General features: G+C 72.7%; 20 protein-coding genes. 11 read left to right on the top strand and 9 right to left on the bottom strand.

All coding sequences use genetic code 11. From position 1 onward, the window contains the following. Window positions 1–9 precede the first annotated feature (9 nt). Entirely contained in the window at window positions 10–1,539 is a 1,530-nt protein-coding gene (locus tag ACWDXC_RS15390; RefSeq protein ID WP_308126251.1) for a helix-turn-helix domain-containing protein, read from the top strand. A 67-nt stretch (window positions 1,540–1,606) separates the two neighbouring features. Continuing rightward, window positions 1,607–2,626: a tyrosine-type recombinase/integrase gene (locus ACWDXC_RS15385; protein WP_219519098.1), complete on the top strand. Its 1,020-nt coding sequence runs from the start codon at window positions 1,607–1,609 to the stop codon at window positions 2,624–2,626. Here the strand turns inward: ACWDXC_RS15385 and ACWDXC_RS15380 are convergent. Beyond that, window positions 2,548–3,177: a hypothetical protein gene (locus ACWDXC_RS15380; RefSeq protein WP_449981880.1), complete on the bottom strand. Its 630-nt coding sequence runs from the start codon at window positions 3,175–3,177 to the stop codon at window positions 2,548–2,550. The genes ACWDXC_RS15385 and ACWDXC_RS15380 overlap by 79 nt on opposite strands. Next, window positions 3,174–4,019 carry a MerR family transcriptional regulator gene (locus ACWDXC_RS15375; protein WP_449981878.1) on the bottom strand — a complete coding sequence of 282 codons (846 nt, stop codon included), beginning with the start codon at window positions 4,017–4,019 and terminating at the stop codon, window positions 3,174–3,176. Before ACWDXC_RS15375 ends, ACWDXC_RS15380 begins: the two co-directional genes overlap by 4 nt. 77 nt (window positions 4,020–4,096) lie before the next feature. Between ACWDXC_RS15375 and ACWDXC_RS15370 the strand changes: the two genes are divergently transcribed. The 3 genes from ACWDXC_RS15370 to ACWDXC_RS15360 are packed head-to-tail and all read left to right on the top strand — an operon-like array spanning window position 4,097 to window position 6,043. Next, a complete protein-coding gene (locus ACWDXC_RS15370) occupies window positions 4,097–4,858 on the top strand; it encodes a MerR family transcriptional regulator (RefSeq protein WP_449981876.1) in 762 nt (253 codons plus the stop codon). A gap of 40 nt (window positions 4,859–4,898) precedes the next feature. Next, window positions 4,899–5,219, top strand: a complete 321-nt coding sequence (locus ACWDXC_RS15365) for an ArsR/SmtB family transcription factor (RefSeq protein ID WP_219519086.1) — start codon at window positions 4,899–4,901, stop codon at window positions 5,217–5,219. Next, a complete protein-coding gene (locus ACWDXC_RS15360) occupies window positions 5,216–6,043 on the top strand; it encodes an SRPBCC family protein (RefSeq protein WP_449981873.1) in 828 nt (275 codons plus the stop codon). The genes ACWDXC_RS15365 and ACWDXC_RS15360 overlap by 4 nt, the downstream gene beginning before the upstream one ends. Window positions 6,044–6,072: 29 nt before the next feature. Here ACWDXC_RS15360 and ACWDXC_RS15355 read toward each other — a convergent pair whose 3' ends face one another. From ACWDXC_RS15355 to ACWDXC_RS15340, 4 genes are all read right to left on the bottom strand, one after another. Next, window positions 6,073–7,116 (bottom strand): DUF4037 domain-containing protein, encoded by a 1,044-nt coding sequence (locus tag ACWDXC_RS15355; protein ID WP_449981871.1) that lies wholly within the window; start codon window positions 7,114–7,116, stop codon window positions 6,073–6,075. Window positions 7,117–7,219: 103 nt separating this feature from the next. Further along, window positions 7,220–7,873 (bottom strand): GNAT family N-acetyltransferase, encoded by a 654-nt coding sequence (locus tag ACWDXC_RS15350; RefSeq protein WP_449981869.1) that lies wholly within the window; start codon window positions 7,871–7,873, stop codon window positions 7,220–7,222. Window positions 7,874–8,022: 149 nt separating this feature from the next. Further along, complete coding sequence (purB, locus tag ACWDXC_RS15345) at window positions 8,023–9,453, bottom strand: adenylosuccinate lyase (RefSeq protein WP_449982046.1); 1,431 nt, start codon at window positions 9,451–9,453, stop codon at window positions 8,023–8,025. A gap of 118 nt (window positions 9,454–9,571) precedes the next feature. Then, window positions 9,572–12,805: an efflux RND transporter permease subunit gene (locus tag ACWDXC_RS15340; protein ID WP_449981867.1), complete on the bottom strand. Its 3,234-nt coding sequence runs from the start codon at window positions 12,803–12,805 to the stop codon at window positions 9,572–9,574. A gap of 108 nt (window positions 12,806–12,913) precedes the next feature. Here ACWDXC_RS15340 and ACWDXC_RS15335 point away from each other — a divergent pair, with 108 nt between their 5' ends. Next, complete coding sequence (locus ACWDXC_RS15335; RefSeq protein WP_449981865.1) at window positions 12,914–13,360, top strand: MarR family winged helix-turn-helix transcriptional regulator; 447 nt, start codon at window positions 12,914–12,916, stop codon at window positions 13,358–13,360. A 67-nt stretch (window positions 13,361–13,427) separates the two neighbouring features. On the opposite strand, the gene ACWDXC_RS15330 is transcribed toward ACWDXC_RS15335, so the two are convergent. Further along, a complete protein-coding gene (locus tag ACWDXC_RS15330) occupies window positions 13,428–15,713 on the bottom strand; it encodes a HelD family protein (protein ID WP_449981863.1) in 2,286 nt (761 codons plus the stop codon). 159 nt (window positions 15,714–15,872) lie between these two features. Between ACWDXC_RS15330 and ACWDXC_RS15325 the strand changes: the two genes are divergently transcribed. The 3 genes from ACWDXC_RS15325 to ACWDXC_RS15315 all read left to right on the top strand — a co-directional run bounded on the left by ACWDXC_RS15325 (window position 15,873) and on the right by ACWDXC_RS15315 (window position 18,339). Then, entirely contained in the window at window positions 15,873–16,334 is a 462-nt protein-coding gene (locus tag ACWDXC_RS15325) for a hypothetical protein (RefSeq protein WP_449981861.1), read from the top strand. Window positions 16,335–16,419: 85 nt separating this feature from the next. Continuing rightward, the gene (locus ACWDXC_RS15320; RefSeq protein WP_449981859.1) at window positions 16,420–17,475 is read left to right on the top strand and encodes a hypothetical protein; all 1,056 of its coding nucleotides are present in this window, start codon (window positions 16,420–16,422) and stop codon (window positions 17,473–17,475) included. A gap of 45 nt (window positions 17,476–17,520) precedes the next feature. Further along, window positions 17,521–18,339, top strand: a complete 819-nt coding sequence (locus ACWDXC_RS15315; protein WP_449981857.1) for an alpha/beta fold hydrolase — start codon at window positions 17,521–17,523, stop codon at window positions 18,337–18,339. 16 nt (window positions 18,340–18,355) lie between these two features. On the opposite strand, the gene ACWDXC_RS15310 is transcribed toward ACWDXC_RS15315, so the two are convergent. Next, entirely contained in the window at window positions 18,356–18,937 is a 582-nt protein-coding gene (locus ACWDXC_RS15310) for a TetR/AcrR family transcriptional regulator (protein WP_449981855.1), read from the bottom strand. Between the two features lie 92 nt (window positions 18,938–19,029). Between ACWDXC_RS15310 and ACWDXC_RS15305 the strand changes: the two genes are divergently transcribed. Both ACWDXC_RS15305 and ACWDXC_RS15300 read left to right on the top strand, forming a co-directional pair. Then, window positions 19,030–19,893: an NAD(P)-dependent oxidoreductase gene (locus tag ACWDXC_RS15305; protein ID WP_449981853.1), complete on the top strand. Its 864-nt coding sequence runs from the start codon at window positions 19,030–19,032 to the stop codon at window positions 19,891–19,893. Window positions 19,894–19,997: 104 nt separating this feature from the next. Then, window positions 19,998–20,759 (top strand): SDR family NAD(P)-dependent oxidoreductase, encoded by a 762-nt coding sequence (locus tag ACWDXC_RS15300; RefSeq protein WP_449981851.1) that lies wholly within the window; start codon window positions 19,998–20,000, stop codon window positions 20,757–20,759. A gap of 18 nt (window positions 20,760–20,777) precedes the next feature. Here the strand turns inward: ACWDXC_RS15300 and ACWDXC_RS15295 are convergent, their stop codons facing one another. Continuing rightward, window positions 20,778–21,245, bottom strand: coding sequence for a pyridoxamine 5'-phosphate oxidase family protein (locus tag ACWDXC_RS15295; RefSeq protein WP_449981849.1), 468 nt, complete (start codon window positions 21,243–21,245; stop codon window positions 20,778–20,780). Window positions 21,246–21,256: the final 11 nt, after the last annotated feature.

Here is a 21,256-nt window from a genome sequence, read left to right as displayed (position 1 = left end):
TGTGGGGTTGTGGCAGACGATTACCTTGTGCGGATCGGCCGGCTGATCCGGGATGCTCGCCAGCATCGTGGTTGGACACAGCTGCAGCTGGCCGATGCGCTGGCGACGAGCCAGAGCGCGGTCAACCGGATCGAGCGCGGCAACCAGAACATCAGTCTTGAGATGATCGCGCGGATCGGCGAGGCGCTCGACAGCGAGATCGTGTCGCTCGGCTACGCCGGGCCGATGCATCTGCGGGTCGTGGGCGGGCGCCGCCTGTCGGGCAGCATCGAGGTGAAGACGTCCAAGAACGCGTGCGTGGCGCTGCTGTGCGCGTCGCTGCTCAACTCGGGCCGCACCATCTTGCGCAAGGTGGCGCGGATCGAGGAGGTCTACCGGATCCTGGAGGTGCTCGCCTCGATCGGGGTGCGGGCGCGGTGGATCAACGAGGGCAGCGACCTGGAGATCGTCCCTCCGGCCCGGCTGGAGCTGGAGTCGATGGACACCGAGGCGGCGCGGCGCACGCGCAGCGTCATCATGTTCCTCGGGCCGCTCATGCACCGCACCGACCAGTTCCGCATCCCGTACGCGGGCGGCTGTGACCTGGGCACGCGCACGGTGCAGCCGCACATGTCGGCGCTGCGGCACTTCGGCCTCGACATCACCGCGACCGGCGGCTTCTACCACGCGCGGGTGGACCGGGGGGTGTCGCCGTCGCGGGCGATCGTGCTGACCGAGCGCGGCGACACGGTGACGGAGAACGCGCTGCTGGCGGCGGCGCGGCACGACGGGGTGACGGTGATCCGCAACGCCTCGTCCAACTACATGGTGCAGGATCTGTGCTTCTTCCTGGAGCAGCTCGGCGTGCGGGTGGAGGGCATCGGCACGACGACGCTGACGGTGCACGGGGTCGCCTCGATCGAGCGTGACGTCGACTACTCGCCGTCGGAGGACCCGGTCGAGGCGATGAGCCTGCTGGCGGCGGCGGTGGTGACGTCGTCGGAGCTGACGATCTGCCGGGTGCCGGTGGAGTTCCTGGAGATCGAGCTGGCGGTCCTGGAGGAGATGGGGCTCGACCACGACCGGGGGGCGGAGTACCCGGCGGCCAACGGCCGCACCCGGCTGGTGGATCTGACGGTGCGGCCGTCCAAGCTCGTCTCCCCCATCGACAAGATCCACCCGATGCCGTTCCCGGGGCTGAACATCGACAACGTGCCGTTCTTCGCGGCGATCGCCGCCTCGGCGCAGGGTTCGACGCTCATCCACGACTGGGTCTACGACAACCGGGCGATCTACCTGACGGAGCTGACGCGGCTGGGCGCGTCGGTCAAGCTGCTGGACCCGCACAGGGTGCTGGTGGAGGGGCCGACGCGGTGGCGGTCGGCGGAGATGATGTGCCCGCCGGCGCTGCGGCCGGCGGTGGTGGTGCTGCTGGCGATGATGGCGGCCGAGGGCACGTCGGTGCTGCGCAACGTGTACGTGATCAACCGTGGTTACGAGGATCTGGCCGAGCGGCTGAACGCGCTGGGGGCGCGGATCGAGACGTTCCGCGACATCTGATTTCGTCGGTGGCGGCCGCTACCGTCTCTCCTTGGATGGATCTTTCCCGAAGGGGTGAGGGGGGACGGTGCGGCCTGCGGAGCTCGACCGGGTCACGGTGGCGGAGGCGGCTGATCGCTATGTGGAGCTGGTGCGGGCGCGGACGCTGACGGGGGCGCTTTCGGCCTCGACGGCGGAGGTGTACGCGCGTGACGTGGCGACGCTGGTGGAGCTGGCCGGCGCGCGGACGGTGCTCGACGATCTGACGGGTGAGGACGTCGACGCGATCCTGCTGGCGTTCGCGCGCAAGCCTGACGGGCGGCGCAGCGCGCCGGAGCCGGGAGCCCGCCAGTCGGCCTCGTCGCAGGCGCGGTTTCGCCGGTCGGTGTCGGCGTTGTTCAAGCACGCGGCGCGGGCCGGGTGGGTGCAGCTGGATCCGATGGCGTCGGCGACGGTGACGGCGCGGGAGCGGGGCGGGCTGCGGCCCGAGCGGCGGGCGCTGACGCGTGAGCAGGCGCAGGGGCTGATCGGGGCGGCGCGGGAGCTGGGCGAGGCGGCGCCCCGGCCGGGCCGGCGGCGTGATCAGCGCACGGAGGTGCGTGACGCGCTGATCGTGCTGCTGCTGACGACGCTGGGGCCGCGCGTGTCGGAGCTGGTGGGCGCCAACGTGGAGGATTTCTTCACCAACGACGGGGTGCGCTACTGGCGGATCTTCGGCAAGGGCGGCCGCACCAGGGACGTGCCGCTCCCCCGTGACGTGGCGCACGTGCTGGAGGTCTATCTGGAGCGGGGGCGGCCGGAGTCGGCCGACAAGGCGCTGCTGCTGTCGTGGCGGGGGCGGCGGCTGGCGCGTGGCGATGTGCAGGCGGTGATCGACCGGGTGCGGCGGCAGGTCGACCCGGACCGGGCGCGGTCGGTGACGCCGCACGGGCTGCGGCACACCACGGCGACGCATCTGCTGGCCGACGCGGTCGACATGGACGCGGTGCGGCGGGTGCTGGGGCACAGTGATCTGTCCACGCTGGGCCGCTACCGTGACGAGCTGCCGGGTGAGCTGGAGGTGGCGATGCGCGCCCACCCGCTGCTGCGTGAGCCCCGCGAGCGGTGAGGCCCGCGGGGCCCTTCCGTTCCGTCAGAGGGAACTGTCTTCGCGGACCGGCTGGCGCAGCAGGGTGCGGGGCCGGGGGCGTCCAGCGGCGTCAGGTAGATCTCGTGGTGGGGGCCGTTGGGCACCAGGTGGTGGGCGGTCATGTAGGCGTCCATGACGGCCAGCGTGCGGTGCTCCTCGCTGAAGGGGCCCTCGTGCGTTAGCTGCACGCACTCCCCCTCGGTGTGCACGCTCACGCGCACCCGGTCGACGGCGGCGCCGGAGGGGCGGGCCTGTTCGCGGGCGCTCTCCAGCAGTCCCGGCTCCGGCATGCCGGGCAGGGGCAGCAGCAGGTGCCAGCGCCACAGTTCGCGCGGCACCCGCAGCGGCGGCCGTTCGTCCTCGGCCCACCACAGTCCTTCCAGCGGGCCGGCGGGGCCGCCCAGGCCGGCGGCGACCGCGTACAGGGCGCCGATCGCGGTGGTGTGCTCGCCGCCGCCGGGCTCGCCGAGCCCGGTGACGCTCAGGCAGACGAGCGGGCCGAGGGTGACGCGTTCGGGGGTGCCGGTCATCGTTCCTCCTGCAGGGCGATCATCAGATGGGTGACGAGCCGCTCCGGTGGCGTCACCGCCGGGTCGGAGACGTACACTTCGCGGATCGGGCCGCGGGCCCGCAGCCGCCGTTCGGCGCACCAGGCGAGCACGGCGTGCGCGGTGAGGGCGATCTGCCCGTACGGGCCGACGTGGGTGGCCATGGCGAACGTGCCGCCGGGCAGCACCTCGGTGCGCACCCCGGCGGGGGGCTCCTCCCAGGGGTCGCCGGGCTCCAGGACGAGCGCGACGGCCACGTCGACGACGTCGCCGAGGTCGGCGGGGAACAGGCCGATCAGCCGCACCTGCCCGCCGCCCTGCCCGCCGCCCTGCCCACCCCCTGGCCCGCCGGACGGGCCGCTCGCGTGGCGGGCGGCCATGAGGCGGGCGACCGCGGCCGAGGTGGCGGCGCCGATGCCCTCAGGGCCGGCGGCGGGCTCGCGCACCACGGCGGCCCGGTGCGCGCTCTCCTCGACGACCCGCACCGGCGGCTCGGGCAGCCCTTCGGCCATGACGCGTTCCAGCGCCGCCAGGGCCTGGCGTCTGCGGGCCAGCTCGCTCTCCAGGGCGTCCCGTACCGACTCCAGAGCGCCGGGCCGCCCGGCCAGCACCTCGCCCACAGCGGGCAGCGGCACGTCGAGCGAGCGCAGCAGCCCGATCGACAGCGCGGTGCGCGCCTGCGACGGCCGGTAGTAGCGGTAACCGGTGTCGCCGTCCACGTACGCCGGCTCCAGCAGGCCCAGCTCGTCGTAGTGCCGCAGTTGCTTGACGCTCAGGCGGCTGAGCCGGGCGAACTGCCCGATCGGCAGCAGATCCTCGTCCACACCCCTCAGCATGGACTCTCCGGCGGGGGGAGAGTCCACTTGCCTCTCACGCCACGTGAGGGTTCATGCTGGAGGGCATGAGTCTGTCTGTCGGCCAGGTGTCCCGGCTCGCGGGGGTGACCGTGCGCACCCTGCACCACTACGACGAGATCGGGCTGTTGTGCCCGGGTGAGCGCACGGCGGCGGGCTACCGGCGCTACACCGACGACGACCTGGTGCGGCTGCAGCAGGTGCTGCTCTACCGGGAGCTGGGCTTCCCGCTGGAGGAGATCGCCGTCATCCTCGACGATCCGCAGGTGGACGAGGTGACGCAGTTGCGCCGCCAGCACGAGCTGCTGTCGCGCAAGTCGGAGCGGCTGCGGGAGGTGATCGCGGCGGTGGAGCGGGCGATCGAGGCGCGTTCCCTCGGGATCGCGCTGACGCCGCAGGAGCGGCTGGAGGTGTTCGGCCGGTTCCGGCCGGAGGACCATGAGGCCGAGGTGGAGCGGCGCTGGGGCGGCACCGACGCCTACGCCGAGAGCCGCCGCCGCGTGGCCTCCTACACCAAGGGCGACTGGGTGGAGCTGAAGGCGGAGGCGGAGGCGATCGGCGCCGAGCTGGCGGCGGCGTTCACCGGCGGGCTGCCGGCGGGCGGGGTGCGGGCGATGGATCTGGCCGAGCGGCATCGGCTGCACATCTGCCGGTGGTTCTACCCGTGCACGTACGACATCCACCGCTGCCTGGGTGAGCTGTACGTGTCGGACCCGCGGTTCACGGCGGCCTACGACGAGGTGACGCCGGGGCTGGCGGGGTACGTGCGGGAGGCGATCGCCGCGAACGCGGACCGGCACTCCCCCTGACACATTCCCATCCCGGTATATAACCGGTAGAGTATGAAGCATGCGTTTCGACGTTCTGGCGGAACCGGCCCGGCGGCAGATCCTCGACCTGCTGCTGGAGCGCCCGCGCCTGGTCGGCGAGCTCACCCAGCGCCTCGGCCTCACCCAGCCCGGCACCTCCAAGCACCTGCGCGCCCTGCGCCAGGCCGGCCTCGTCACCGTCCGCAAGGACGCCCAGCGCCGCTGGTACGAGCTGCGCCCCCAGCCGCTGGCCGAGATCGACGCCTGGCTCACCCCCTACCGGCGGCTGTGGGCCGGCAGCCTCGACCGGCTCGAACACCACCTGGACACCATGCCCGACGACCCTCCGGAGGAGCCGTGAACGAGCACCTGACCACCCGCCCCGACGGCCGCACCGAACTGCGCATGCAACGCCGCCTGCCCCACCCGCCCGCCAAGGTGTGGCGCGCCATCACCGAGCCCGGCCACCTGCGGCACTGGTTCCCGGCCGAGATGAGCATCGACGGCGACCGCGTCAGCTACGGCTTCGGGCCCGACGGGCGCGTCGTCGAGCTGCGCCCGCCCCACGTGTTCGCCCACACCTGGGGGGAGGACGAGCTCCGCTGGGAGATCCACCCCGACGGCGACGGCTGCGTCCTGGAACTCACCCACACCTTCGGCGACCGCTTCGGCGCCGCGAGCTTCGCCTCCGGCTGGCACACCTGCGTCGCCGTGCTCGCCGCCCACCTCGACGGCCGCCCCTTCACCCCGCCCGCCCCCGGCCGCCTGCACGAGGACTACGTCGCCATCCTCGGCCTCGTCCCCGGCACCGTGGAAGAGACCGGCGACGGCGGCGCCGTCCTGCGGATCGAACGCCAGCTCACCCGCCCGGCCGCCGACGTGTGGGCCGCCCTCGACGGCGGCCGGGCCACCCCCGGCGCGCCGCCGCCCGCCCCGTTCACCGCCTCCGGCGTCCCCGCCGGCCCCGTCACCCGCGTCGAGCCCGGCAAACTCCTCGAATTCGAGCTCGAGCACGACAGCGAGCACGAGAGCGAGGGCGGCGTCATCCGCTGGGAGCTGGCCGAAGGCACCGGCCACGGCGCCCGCCTCGTCCTCACCGGCACCGGCCAGGCCGCCGCCCTGCGCGCCACGCTGCCCGCCTGGCGCGCCCGCACCGAGGAGCTCGCCGCCGCCCTCGCCCCCTGACCGGCACACCGGCCAGGGTCGCGGGAGCCTCAGGCGCCCAGGCCGAGCGCCGCCGCCGTCACCGCCCGCGCCCGCCCCGGCGCCATCAGCAGATCCGTCGAATCCGACAACTGGTCGACGCACCCCATCAAGGGCAGCGCCCTGACCACCGGATCGGCCACCTGACCCAGCAGCGCCTCGGCGAACCGGTCACCCCCGATCACCTCGAACGGCCGATCATGGAAGGCCCGCACCCGCTCGTCCAGCCGCACCGCCAGCCCCGCCCGGTTCTGCAGCGCCGCCAGCCGCGCATACGCCGACGACAGCCCCTCCTGCCGCTCCCGCCACGACCGCGCCGCCAGCGCCACCCCCAGCGACTCGCCCAGCTCCACCGACCCGGGCAGCCGCGCCAGAGCGCTGCCGAGCCATTTGGCGTACGGGGGATAGCGGCGGCGCAGCAGCAGCGCCAGCCGCATCACCTCCCGCGCCAGCCGCGCCCCCACGACCGCCGACCCCAGCTCGTCGCCGACCTCGCCGCACCGGCCGGGGAACGCCTCCTCCTGCGCGATCCGCCGCCACTGGCAGGCCAGCACGTAGCGCCACACGTCACGCGGATACCAGCGCAGCGTCCGCCGCACCGCCTCCAGCCCGCCTTCATCCAGCCGCCCGCCATCCGGCCCGCCGGCGGGCAGGCCGTCGTGGAACACCTCACCGCACGTCACCTCCGCCAGCCGCTGCCACGGCGCCGACAACCAGTCCAGCACCGACACCCCGCCACGCGGATCGAACCCGAGCTGCCCCCGCAGCCACTCCCCCAGATCCGCCACCACCACCCCCGGCCGCACCTCACCGTGATAGTCGAACACCGTGGGAAACCCGCCGAAACGCTCCGGCAGCCGGCGCGTCACCGCCGCCTCCACCTCACCCACCAGCCCCCCGGGCACGAACACCAGCACCCGAGGCCCCCAATCATGATCAGCCGAACGGCTCGTGTCGAAGGCCAGCACCTCCGACCCCGGCCCCACCAGCGCCGCACTGTGCCGCACACCCGCCAGCAGCGGCGCCACCGCCTCCCGATAGAAGGCACGGGACAATTCGATACCAGGCACAAAATCGGTCATCACGCGTCCACTGTGCCTGACGCCACCCGCAACCTCACCCGAATTAATTTTCGACCCGGACGACACCCCGGAAGGTTCAGGCAGCCACATGAGCGGCCAGCACCGGACGGCGCACGTACCCGATCCGCCCGTACACCGACAGAGCCGCCGCGTTGTCGTCGTCCACCATCAGCGCCGCCCGCCCGTGCTCGGCCACCAGCTCCCGCGACACCCACCGGCACACCCGCTCGGCCAGCCCCAGCCCGCGCCGGCTCGCCACCGTCGCCACCCCCGCCAGCAGCCCCACCGACGGCGCCGACCACGCATCGGCCGCCACCGCCGCCAGCTCCCCGCCGATCCGCACCCCCGCCCACCGCCGCACCCCGGCCGCACCCGGCACCGCGTACGAGTCGGGCGCGTGCCCCGCCAGCAGCGCCGCCACCTCACCCTCCGCCGCGCCCCCCAGCCAGCCCACCCCCGGGCCACCCGCGTCGTCGTACGGGACCGGGCCGCCGGGCAGGCTCATCCACGAGAACGCCCCCGACACCTCCACCCCGTCCAGCTCCGCCACCACCCGCGACACCAGCTCCCGCTCACCCAGCGGACGATAGGACGGCCCCAGCTCGGCCAGCGCGAACCGCACCAGCCGCACCGCCGCCACCACAGACGCCGACCCCACCGACGCCGGCCCCGGACCCGCCCACACCGCCAGCCGGTCCCGCCGCGAGATCGCCGGAGCCGACGCCACCACCGCATCACCCAGCGCCCACGCCCGAGCCCCACCCGTCAACCGCTGAGCCGCCCACACCACCAGATCGTCATCCCCGCACGCCGCACGCACCTCAGCCGGCGACCCCAGCTCCCGCACACCCCCGCGCACGAAAGCCGGCGACACCGACGTCACAGGATCGCGCCCGGCCGATAAGCCGCCGCCTCCGGACGAGCCGCCACCACCTCACCCACCTGCCGCACCACCGACGCCACCTGACCCGCCGCCGCCCCCGTGAACGACACCCGATCCGCCAGCAACCCTTCCAACGCCGCCCGATCCAACGGGAACCGCTCATCAGCCCCCAGCCGATCCAGCAGCTCATTGGCCGCCCCCCGCGACCGCATCGCCAGCGCCGACGCCACCGCATGCTCCTTGATCAGCTCATGCGCCTGCTCACGCCCCACCCCCGCACGCACCGCCGCCATCAGCATCTTCGTCGTCGCCAGGAACGGCAGATACCGATCCAGCTCCGCCGACACCACCGCCGGGAACGCGCCGAACTCCTCCAGCACCGTCAACATCGTCTCCACCAGCCCGTCGAAGGCGAAGAACGCATCCGGCAACGCCACCCGGCGCACCACCGAACACGACACATCCCCCTCGTTCCACTGGTCACCCGACAGCTCACCCACCATCGAGGCGTAACCCCGCAACACCACCGTCAGCCCGTTCACCCGCTCACACGAGCGCGTGTTCATCTTGTGCGGCATCGCCGAGGAGCCCACCTGCCCCTCCTTGAACCCCTCCGTCACCAGCTCGTGCCCGGCCATCAACCGGATCGTCTTGGCCAGCGACGACGGCGCCGCCGCCAGCTGCACCAGCGCCGTCACCACCTCGAAGTCCAGCGACCGCGGATAGACCTGCCCCACACTCGTGAACCGGTGCGCGAACCCCAGATGAGCCGCCACCCGGCCCTCCAGCTCCGCCAGCGCCCCCTCGTCACCGCCCAGCAGATCCAGCATGTCCTGAGCCGTCCCCACCGGCCCCTTGATCCCCCGCAACGGATAACGCCCCAGCAGCTCCTCCAGCCGCCGATACGCCACCAGCAGCTCATCGGCCGCCGACGCGAACCGCTTGCCCAGCGTCGTCGCCTGCGCCGCCACATTGTGCGAACGCCCCGCCATCACCGTCGCCTCATGCCCGGCCGCCAGCTCCGCCAGCCGCGCCAGCAACGCCACCACCCGATCACGCACCAGCAGCAGGCTGTCGCGCACCTGCAACTGCTCCACGTTCTCCGTCAGATCACGCGACGTCATGCCCTTGTGCACCTGCTCGTGCCCGGCCAGCGCGTTGAACTCCTCGATCCGCGCCTTCACGTCGTGGCGCGTCACCCGCTCCCGCGCCGCGATCGACTCCAGATCCACCCGCTCGACGACCTTCTCGTAATCATCGAGCGCCCCCTCCGGAACCGCCACCCCCAGCTCCGCCTGAGCCCGCAGCACCGCCAGCCACAGCCGCCGCTCCGCCACCACCTTGTACTCGGGAGACCACAGGCGCGCCAGCTCCGGCGAAGCATAACGAGCGGCGAGAACATCAGGGATACGAGGCTTCGAAGTCACGTTGGACAAGTGTATTCACCACCCCCCACCCCGCACCCCACCCCCCGCCCAACGCCGGCGGGCGCCTCCCCACCCCCAGGAAGACGCCCGCCACACATCACCGGCCCAGGCCAGCAGGTCAGGCCGGCTCCAGCACCTTGCCCGCCTTCGGCTCCTGCGGCGAACGCCGCAACCGCTCCTTGGCCCGCTCCACCATCGTGTACAGCGTCGGCACCAGCACCAGCGTCAGCAACGTCGACGTCACCAGCCCGCCGATCACCACGATCGCCAGCGGCTGCGAGATGAACCCGCCCGACCCCGTCACACCCAACGCCATCGGCGTCAACGCGCAGATCGTCGCCACCGCCGTCATCAGGATCGGCCGCAACCGCTGCCGGCCACCCTCGATGACCGCCTCCACCACACCCATCCCCTGATCCCGATACTGGTTGATCAGGTCGATGAGCACGATCGCGTTCGTCACCACGATGCCGATCAGCATCAACATGCCGATCAACGCCGGCACACCCATCGCCGTGTCCGTCGCCACCAGCAACCCCACCGCGCCCGTCGCCGCGAACGGCACCGACACCAGCAGGATCAACGGCTGCACGAAACTCCGGAACGTCGCCACCATGATCATGAACACGATCGCGATCGCCGCCAGCATCGCCAGCCCCAGATCCGCGAACGCCTCCTGCTGATCCGCCGACGCGCCCCCGATCTCGTACGACGCACCCGCCGACAACCCCAGACCGTCCAGCTTCTCCGTCAACGCCTGCGTCACACTGCCCAGATCAGCAGCCGTCGCCTTCGCCGACACCGTCGCCGACCGCTCACCGTCGATCCGCGTCACCTGCGTCGGACCCGCGACCCGCTCCACCTCGGCCACCGACGACAACTTCACCAGACCCGCCGCCGTCGGCAACCGCAGATCCTCCACCGCCTTCACGTCCTCCGGCGCGTCACCGCCCCGCAGCACCAGATCACTCGCCCGCCCGTCCAGCGTCAGCTGACCCAGCGGCGCGCCCCGGAACGCCTGCGCCACCGCCTGACCCACCGCCGCCTCCGACAGACCACGCTCGGCCGCCTCCTCACGGTCCACCCGCACCTCGATCCGAGGCGCCGACGACTCCAGGTTCGACGACACATCACGCAGACCCGCGACCTCACCCATCGCCGACGCCACCGCGTCCGCCGCCGACCGCAACGCCTGCTCGTCCGGCGCCCGCACGATCACCTCGACCCCGTCGGAGGAGAAACCCCCCGCACCCGCGGCGCCGACCGTCACCTCACCGATCCCCGACACCGCCGCCAGCCGCTCACGCAACGCCTGCTCCACCGCCGGCGCGTCCACACCCTCGGCCAGCGTCACCGAGTACGACGCCCGATCCGCGCCACCCCCGGCCCCGCCCATCATCGCGTTGCCGCCACCCACGGTCACCTGGTACGACTCCACACCCTCCAGACCGGAGAGCACGTCCTCCACCTTCGCCGCGGCCTCGTCCGTCGTCCCCAGATCCGTGCCCACCGGCATCCGCTGGCTCAACGACACCGAATTCTGCCCCGACGAATCCAGGAAGTTCGTCTGCAGACCACCCGCCAGCCCCATCGTGCCGACGAACACCGCCACACCGATCAGCACCGTCACCAGCTTGAACCGCGTCGCGAACCGCAACACCGGCAGATACGCCCGCTGCAACAGGCTGCGCCGCTCCTTGGCCTCGGCCACCTCACGCTGCTGACGCGCCTCCTCAGGAGACAGCGACGGCGTCTTCAGGAACCAGAACGCCAGCACCGGCACCACCGTCAGCGACACCACCAGCGACGCCAGCAACGCCACCGACACCGTGATCGCGAACGGGCTGAACAACTCACCCACCATGCCGCCCACGACCGCGATCGGCACGAACACCGCCACCGTCGTCAACGTCGAGGCCGTCACCGCCCCCGCCACCTCGCGCACACCCGCGAGGATCGCCGACAGCTTCGCCTCCCCATAACCCAGATGACGCTTGATGTTCTCCAGCACCACGATCGAGTCGTCGACCACCCGGCCCACCGCGATCGTCAACGCGCCCAGCGTCAGCATGTTCAGCGAGTAATCACCCGCCCACAGCACCAGCAGCGCGATCACCACCGACAGCGGGATCGACACCGCCGTCACCAGCGTCGAACGCACCGACAACAGGAACACCAGGATGACCAGCACCGCGAACACCAGGCCCAGCACGCCCTCGGTCGTCAGGTTCTCGATCGACTCCTCCACGTACGGAGCCTGATCGAACACCACCTCCACCGCGGTGTCCGAACTGTCACCCAGCGCCCGCGTCAGCTCCGGCAGCTTCTCCCGCACCTCGTGCGAGATCGCCACCGCGTTGCCGTCCGGCGCCATCGTCACCGACACGCCCAGGCTCGTCTTGCCGTCCGTACGCGTGATCGTCGTCGCGTCGGCCAGGCCACGCTCCACCGTCGCCACATCACCCAGCCGCACCGGCTTCAACGGCCGGGGCTGCGCCACCGCCTGCGGCTGACCCTGCCGTGCCTGCTGCTGGGCCTGCGGCTGACCCTGACCAGGACGCGCCTGACCCTGCTGTCCCTGCTGGACCTGACCCGGCTGCGCCTGCGGCTGAGCCGGCGTCAGATACAACCCCTTCAGCTCCGCCAGCGAATCGACCCGCGACCCCACCTGCACCGTCAGCGACTTGCCGTCATCGACCAGCGTACCCGCCGGGATCGGCGTCCCGTTCGCCCGCAACACCTCGGGAATCTGCGCCGCCGACACCCCCGCCAGCGCCATCTTCTTCACATCCGGCGTGATCGTCACGACCTCGTCACGCGTACCCGTGACCTCGGCCTCCCGCACACCCTCGACAGCCTGCAGCTCCGGCACCATCACCTGACGCAGCTTGTCCGCCATCGCCCGCGGATCCCCGCCGTCACCCACCGCCAGCACCAGCACCGGCAGGTCATCGGTGTTACCCGCCACCACCTGCGGCTCCACATCAGCCGGCAGCCGGCTCTGCACCCGGCTCACCGCCTGCTGCATCTTGCTCACCGACTGCTCGATGTCCGTCCCGAACGCGAAAGCCACCTGGATCTGCGCCAGGCCCTCCTTCGACGTCGACGTCATCGACTCCATCCCGGCCAGCCCCTGGAACGCATCCTCCAGCGGCTCGGTGACCTGCTCCTCCACGATCTCCGGAGAAGCACCCGGATACGGCGCCACCACGAACGCGCCGGGAAAGGACAAGGACGGCAGCAACTGCTGCTTCAGCTGCGGGATCGTGAACGCGCCGAAGGCGCTGAGCACGACCGCGATCAATATCACAAGGCTGCGGTTGGCAAGGCTCAACCGGGCGAGTGCGGTCATGGAGGTGTCCCCTTCAAGAGTTCGCCCCGAGACTAACACTTCGCCTGATACGAATATTTAGCCCTACATGACTTTCCTGATAACCTTCTCAGGAACCGAGAGGTGTATGTGAACGACGAACGCGAAGACCTGATCCAGCGGATCTCCGAAACCCAGCGCGGCCTCGGCCGAGTCTTCGCCCAGCACAAATCCCCCCTGTTCACCTCCAACCTCACCATGCGCCAGCTCAAGGTGATCATGCTGGTCGCCGTCAACGGCTCCGCCACCGGCCAGGACCTCGCCCACCACCTCGGCGTCGCCCTCGCCACCGTCACCGGCCTCGTCGACCGCCTCGTCGCCCACGGACTCGTCAGCCGCCACGAGGACCCCCACGACCGCCGCGTACGCCGCGTCGAGCTCACCGAGGCCGGCGCCAAGCTCGTCGAAGAGATCAACAACGTCGGGCTGCGCCAGTACCGTCGCATCATGGAGCACCTCGACACCGAGACGCTGCGCTGCCTCGACCACGTCACCACCCGCCTGCGCGAGGTCGCCGAGAAGCTCTACAAGGAGTGAGGCTCCCCCGTCGTTGACTGGTTGTTGTGCCGGGGCGATTCCGTGGAATCGCCCCGGCAGGCCCCCTTTACATTGTAGATTTCTCGGTCAGGCCGGACAGCACCTCCGGCAGCTCGCCCTCGTAGGCCACCGTGAGCCGCCGCGTCGCCCGCGTCAGCGCCACGTACAGGTCCCGCAACCCCATCGGCGACTGCCCCGCGATGCCCGCCGGATCCACCACCACGACCGCGTCGAACTCCAGCCCCTTGGCCTGCGTCACTGTCAGCGCCACCACCGGCGCGTCCAGGTCGCCGCCCGGGAACAGCTCCGCGGCCCGCTCCCGCAGCGCGTCGGGCACCAGCACGCCCACTCGGCCCTCGCCGATCGCCGCCAGCTCCTCGGCCGCCAGCGCCGGCACCCCCGCCAGGCCGCACCGCACCGCCCGCGGCGGCGCGTCACCCTCGCGCACCGACTCCGGCGGCCGCAGCCCCGGATTGATCGCCCGCAGCACCCGCGCCGCCACCCGCATGATCTGCGCCGGCGTCCGGTAGTTCACCTCCAGCCGCTCCACCCGCCACCGGCCCGCCAGATGAGGATCCAGCACGTCGCCCCACGAACGCGCGCCCGCCGCCGACCCCGTCTGCGCGATGTCGCCCACCACCGTCAGCGACCTGGCCGGAACCCGCCGCATCACCATCCGCCACGCCATCGCCGACAGCTCCTGCGCCTCGTCGACGATCACGTGCCCGTACGCCCACGTCCGGTCGGCCGCCGCCCGGTCCGCCGTCGTCAGATCGTCACCGCCGCCGTCATGCCGGTCGGCCAGCATCGCCGCCTCGTTGAACACGCCCTCGTCCAGCAGGCCCGTCGTCGCCAGCACCTCGTAGGCGTACAGCTCCTGCTCACGCCGCTCCTCCAGCGCCGCCCGGCCCGCCACCCGCTCGGCCGAGTCGTCGCGCCCCAGCAGCTCGGCCGCCTCGTCCAGCAGCGGCACGTCACCCACCGTCCACCCCGCCTCGGGCGGGCGCACCAGCGCCCGCCAGTCCAGCCCCGCCGGCGCCAGCGCCCGCAACGTCCCCGGCGAGGACAGCAGCTCCGCGACCAGCCGCTGCGGCGTCAGCTCCGGCCACAGCGCGTCGACCGCCCGCCGCACCGCCGGCTCGGCCCACAGCCGCCGCGAGGCCAGCGCCACGTCCACCTCGTCCAGGTCACGCTCCAGGTCCAGCGGCTCGAGCAGCTCCGGATCCTCCAGCTCCATCTCCGCCAGCCGCAGCCCCGCCTCCAGCGCCCGCGCCTCGGCCAGGGCCAGCTCCTTCAGCAGCTCGGTCACGTACAGCTTGCGCGCCATGTTGTGCGGCAGCCGCACCGCCCGCGCCCGCTCGCGCAGCCGCCGGCACACCTCGCCCGGCACCCGCAGCGTCAGCCCGTCGGCCACCACCTCCAGGTCGCCGTCCGGCACCCGCTGCCGGTCGCGGACCGCCGCCGCGACCAGCTCCGCCATCCGCGCGTCCCCCTTGACCGCCGCCGCGCGCGGCGCGTCGGCGGCCGTCGCCCGCACGCCCGGGAACAGCTCGCCGAGCGTCGCCATCACCACCTGCGTCTCGCCCAGCGCCGGCAGCACCTGGCTGATGTAACGCAGGAACATCGCGTTCGGCCCCACCACCAGCACGCCGCGCCGCTCCAGCGTGTCACGGTGGGTGTAGAGCAGGTAGGCGGCCCGGTGCAGCGCCGCCACCGTCTTGCCCGTGCCCGGCCCGCCCTGCACCACCAGCGCGCCCTGCAGCGACGAGCGGATCACCCGGTCCTGCTCGGTCTGGATCGTCGCCACCACGTCGCCCATCCGGCCCGTCCGGCCCCGGCGCAGCGCCGCCAGCAGCGCCGCCTCGCCCACCAGCGAACGCCGGTCGCCGTCGCTCATCCCCTCCAGGTCGAACACCTCGTCGTCCAGCCCCACGACGGTACGGTCCCGCGTGTGCAGATGGCGGCGCCGCACCAGCCCGCCCGGATCGGTCGCCGTCGCCAGGTAGAACGCGCGGGCCGCCGGCGCCCGCCAGTCGATCAGCACCGACTCGTGCTCCTCGTCGCGCAGCCCGATCCGCCCCACGTACGTCGTGCGCCCCGCCCGGTCGTCGACCCGGCCGAAACACAGGCCGCGCTCGACCGCGTTGAGCTGCGCCAGCCGGCGCGCCTGCTCGGCCGCCAGCGCCTCGCGCTCCACCCTGGCCTGCCGCGACCCGCCCGCGTCACGCCCGTACACGTCGCGCAGCAGCTCCGCCGTCCGCCGGCGGGCCTCGTCCAGCCTGGCGTAGAGCGCCGAGACGACACCCTGCTCGGTGTCAAGGGCTTCCGCAAGAGCATCTTGACGATTCGCCATTCTGTGATACACTCCTAACAGGAGGTTTTGTAGGCTGTCGCCATTCTGAGCGATCGAGCCTACCCCTTTCCGCGTGTCCGCGGCAAGCCGAACGGCGTATCCAGGTTCATCCCGCCGCCATCCCCAGGCTCGCGGCATGACAGGACGGACACGGGCCTGGTGCGAGGCGAGACCGCCCGCGACCACCGGACCTCCAGGGCATCCCCTACGCCGCTCGCGCAGCAGCCGCTCCTCCTCCCCGGCTACGGCAACGCCGTGCCCGCCGATCCCGCCACCGTGTTCGCGCAGGGCCGCTTCCACCGCGTGCCGATCCTCACCGGCATCACCCGTGACGAGGGGACGCCGTTCACCACGCTGATCTTCCCCGGTCTCACCGAGCAGGAAGACCAGCAGGGCCTGCGGGACCTCTTCGGCGACGACGCCGCGGCGATCGCGGCCACGTACCCGTCCCGCGGGCGGCCCGCGCAGACCGTGGCGGCGATCATGAGCGATCTCGACTGGGCCTGGCCCCGGTCCCCGGCGGCGTCGGCAGCTACGACCAGGATGCCCTCCACAACCTGGCCTTCTGGGAGCGCCTGGCACATCGACCATAGGTGGCCGATCAGTGGGCATGCGTGGTGAATCCGTGGCCACCACGCATGTCCCGCACCACCACCCCGGCACATACTGATCTCCACGACCCCGGACGAGGACGAAGGAGACCACCGTGGCCGGCGACGTACTGAACGAGGCCTACGCACGATTCCACCGCACCGGCCCCGAATGGGGCGAGAACCAGCTCACCAACCACGGCCCGATGGCCGTCGAGGTGCTCGTGCGCCGAGGCCACGCCGACCGCGTGGACCGCTGGATGACCGGCTACCTCGACCGGCTCGACGACCTTCCCGGCCGCACCGCCGACATCGACGACGCCACCTGGGCCGAAGCGCTCGGCGACGGACGGCGCGTCGGCGACTGGACCGCGTACTTCACCCGCCTGCTCGCCGAACAGCCCTGGCGCGACGTGCTCGCCACCTGGTGGGCCCGCCTGCTGCCCGGCGTCCTGGCCGGCACCACCCACGGCGTCATCAGGGTCGGTCACGCCACCCGCGCCCTCCTGGCCGGCGCCGAAGGCCCCGCCCCGCTCGGCGAACTCGCCCACGGCCTGGCCTTCTGGGCCGCCCGCTCCCATCCCGTGCCCGCCGTCGGCCGCCCCTCCGGGACGCTCGACCCGCACGCCGCCCTGGACGCCCTGCCCCGCATCCCCGACCAGAGCGGCTACGTCGCCGACCGGCTCGGCCAGCTTCCCGGCCTGCCCGGCTGGGACGCCACGGTCACCGCGCTGCGCCCCGCCGCCACCCCCGACGACGTACGCGCCCGCCTGGCCGACCTCGTCACCGCGGCCACCCTGCGCTACCTCACCCACGGCCACGGCGCGCCCGTCCTGCTCGTCCACACCGCCACCGCCCCCAACGCCGTCCTGCACGCACTGCCCGCGCTCCCGCCCGAGCTGTGGGAACCCAGCCTGACCGCGATCTGGACCACCACCGCCGCGATCTTCTCCGCCTACGCCCCCGCGCGCCCAGCCCCGGCCGAGACGCTGCCCGGCGCACCCACCGACTCCGACGGGGCCGCCGACGTGGTGGAGCGGGCCGTCGCGCACGCCGACGAGCACGTCATCAAGTTCACCGACACCGCGGCCGAGGTCTACACCCGCACCGGAGACCCCCGCGCCCTCGCCGCCTGCCTGCGCGCCGGCGCCCTCATCGAACCACCCCGCTGAAGCACCCGCCCGCGTCGAACCGCCCCGCAGAGAGGACAGACCCCCGTGAACGACACCGTCACCTCCGCCGACGGCACCCCCATCGCCTGCACCGTGATCGGCTCCGGCCCCGCCCTGGTCGTCGTCAACGGCGCCCTCGCGCACCGCGACTCCCACCCCACCGAGGGCATCCTCGCCCGCTCCCTGACCGACCGGCACACCGTCATCACCTACGACCGGCGCGGGCGCGGCGCCAGCGGCCCCGCCGGCCCCGCCCTGCCCGCCGCCGACGCCGTCGCGGCCGAGATCGCCGACGTCGCCGCCCTCATCGACCTGGCCGGGGGCAAGGCCGCCGTGCTCGGCCTGTCCTCCGGCGCCGTCCTGGCCCTGGAAGCCGTACGCGCCGGGCTGCCGATCACCGCGCTCGCCCTGTGGGAGCCCCCGTTCGTCGTCGACGGCGCGCGCCCGCCGCTCGGCCCCGGCTACCGCGAACGCCTCCAGCGCGCCCTGGCCGAAGGCCGCCCCGGCGACGCGCTCGCCCAGTTCTTCGTCGAGGCCGCCGGGTTCCCCGCCGAGGCCGTCGCCCCGATGCGCGCCGAACCGTTCTGGGCCGGCATGGAACGGCTCGCGCCCTCACTCGCCCACGACGCCGCCGTCATGGGCGACACCCAGAGCGGCGACCCGGCCGCCCTGGACCGCTTCGCCGGCGTCGGCGTCCCCGCCCTCGTCATGTACGGCGGCGCGAGCGGCCCCTGGCTCGCCGGCGCCGCCACGGCGCTGGCCGCCGTGCTGCCCGACGCCACGCTGCGCGAGCTGCCCGGCCAGGACCACGACGTGGCCCCCGACCTGCTGATGACGGCGCTCACCACGTGGCTGCCCGCCTAGTGACCGGGAGGGCGCCTCAGCGGTAGGAGTCGATCAGCCGGGCCAGGTGCCTGCCCGCCACGAGCAGCGGCGTCCGGCTCTGCGACACCTGCGCGGACATCTCGGCGCCCTCCAGCGTGTTGACCACCGTGTGCGCGAGGTCGGCCGCCACGTCGTCGGCGAACCCCGACCGGCGCAGCCTGGCCGCCACCACGGCACGCCAGTGGGCGAACGCCTCGTCGGCGGCGCGCTGGATGTCGGGCGCCCGCCCGGAGCTCTCCAGCGCGGTCGTGGTGATCGGGCACCCGTCCAGCCAGCCGGAGTCGCTGAGCCCCTGCGCGAGGCGTTCGGCGCACACGATCATCGCCTGCGCCGGGTCGTCCGCCTCGTCCAGGACCTCACGCAGGAAGGCGGCGAACTCCTCGTCGCCGTGGCGCACCGCCGCGACCGCCAGCTCCGCCTTGCCGCCGGGGAAGAAGTGGTAGACGGAGCCGAGCGTGGCCCGCGCCTCCTGGGAGATCTGCTTCAGCCCGGTCGCCTCGTAGCCCCGCCGCTGCATCAGCCGGGAGGTGGCCCGGACGATCCGCTCCCGGGTGCCGAGCTCGTGCGTCGTCGTCATGCCGCCATCCTACTGAGTAGAACGCTCGTTTTAGTCGTGCTAGGGTCCTCCTCATTGAATAGAACGTTCGTTTTAGCCAGAGGAGTCCCTTCATGACCGCCAAGTCCGTGACCGTGATCGGCCTGGGCCCCATGGGCCACGCCATGGCCACCACCTACCTCGACCAGGGCTACGACCTCACCGTCTGGAACCGCACCCCCGCCAAGGCCGACGCCCTCGTCGCCCGCGGCGCCCGCCTCGCCCCCACCGTCGAGGACGCGCTGCGGGCCAACGACCTCGTCGTGCTCAGCCTGACCGACTACACCGCCGTGTACGCCATCCTCGAACAGGCCCCCGCCGCCCTGGCCGGCCGTACCGTCGCCAACCTCACCTCCGACACCCCCGCCCGCGCCCGCGAGGCGGCCGCCTGGCTCGCCCGCCACGGCGCCGTCCAGCTCACCGGCGGCGTCCAGGTACCCCCGCCCGGCATCGGCACCCCCGGCGCCATGACCTACTACAGCGGCCCCGCGGAGGCGATCGAGACCCACCGGGCCGCCCTCGAGACGCTCACCGGCATCGACCACCTCGGCGAGGACCCCGGACTGGCCGCCCTGTACTACCAGATCGGCATCGACATGTTCTGGATCGGCCTGACCGGCTACCTGCACGGACAGGCGCTGGCACAGGCCAACGGCATCTCGGCGCAGGACTTCCTGCCACGCGCGCTCAAGACGATCGACTTCCGCTACTTCCTGGAGTTCTACGCGCCCCGCATCGACGCCGGCAACCACGCGGGCGACGTGGAGACCCTCTCCATGGCCGTGGCCAGCCTCGAACACGTGGTGCGCGCCGCCGAGGAGTCCGGCGTCGACGCCTCGCTCCCCGCGGCGGCCCTGGACCTCTTCCGCCGCGGCGTCGCGGCCGGCCGCGACCGGGACAGCCTCACCAGCCTCGTCGAGGTTGTCCGGAAGGGCTGATCGCGGTTCGCCGTACCGGCCGGGCGCCTTTACAAAGTAGATTCACCGCGCCCGGCCGCCCCGCCCGGCGGTCCGGCGCCCGCGCCGTGCTAGCTTCTTCGGCCATGTCCGACTACTTGCGCGAGCTGTTCTCCCTCGACGGCCGCCGGGCCCTGGTCACCGGCGGCAGCTCCGGCATCGGCTACGAGATCGCCGAAGCCCTCGGCCGGGCCGGCGCCGAGCTCGTCATCGTCGCCCGCAGGCAGCCCGAACTGGACAAGGCCCTCGACCGGCTCGCCGGCCACGGCGTCCGCGCCACCGCCATCAGCGCCGACCTGGGCGAGCGCGCCGCCGTCCGCCGCGTGTGCGAGCAGGCCGGGCAGATCGACATCCTCGTCAACGACGCCGCCAACAACATCCGCAAGCCCATGGCCGAGCTGACCGAGGACGACTACGACCGCACCATCGCCGTCAACCTGACCGCCCCGTACCTGCTCGGCCAGCACTACGGCCCCCGCATGGCCGAACGCGGCTGGGGCCGCATCATCAACATCGGCTCCCAGCAGACCGTCAGCGCGTTCGGCGACAGCGGCGTCTACGGCGCCGCCAAGGCCGCCATCGGCGGTCTGACCCGCTCCCAGGCCGAGGCGTGGTCGCCGCGCGGCGTGTGCGTGAACACGATCATCCCCGGCTTCGTGCTCACCCCGCTCACCGAGCCGGCCCAGGCCGTCCCCGGCCGCGTCGAACAGCTCGCCGCCCGCCACATGACTGGCCGCAACGGCGTGCCCGCCGACTTCGCCGGCGCCGCCGTGTTCCTCGCGGGCGACGCCTCGGCGTTCGTCACCGGGCAGATGCTGTACGTGGACGGCGGGTTCTCCGTCCACTGACCGCCTTTACAAAGTAGATCACTTACGCCGGACCTGGCGGACGCCACTGCCCAGGTGCCACATGTCGATGACCAGCTCGTCGCCCTCCACCCGGGTCAGCGCCATCTCCGTCACCTCGATCCTGAACAGGTGCGAGCCGGTGCCCGGCAGCTCGAACGCCGCCAGCGTCGCCTCGTCGGTGATCTCCTGGGCCCGCCCGGCGAGCTTCGCGTCGCCCTCCCAGACGCCGCCGCCCGGCGGCTCGGGCGGCGTGGCGACGTGCAGCGCCATGCGCGGGTCGCGGCGCAGGTCGAGCGCCTTGACCGCGCCGGGCATCGACCCCATCCACAGCTCGCCGTCGCGGAACTGCGTCTCGGTGCCACTCACCCGGGGCGACCCGTCCGCGCGCAGGGTGGCCAGCACCTTGTGCCGCTGGGCCTCCAGCAGCCGCCGCACCTTCGCGGCCAGCTCGGGAGCCGCGGCTTCGACATCGGTCCATGAAGTCATGCGCACCACAT

It is taken from the genome of Nonomuraea sp. NPDC003214 (assembly GCF_053590035.1).
This window is presented reverse-complemented; position numbering and strand designations above follow the sequence as displayed.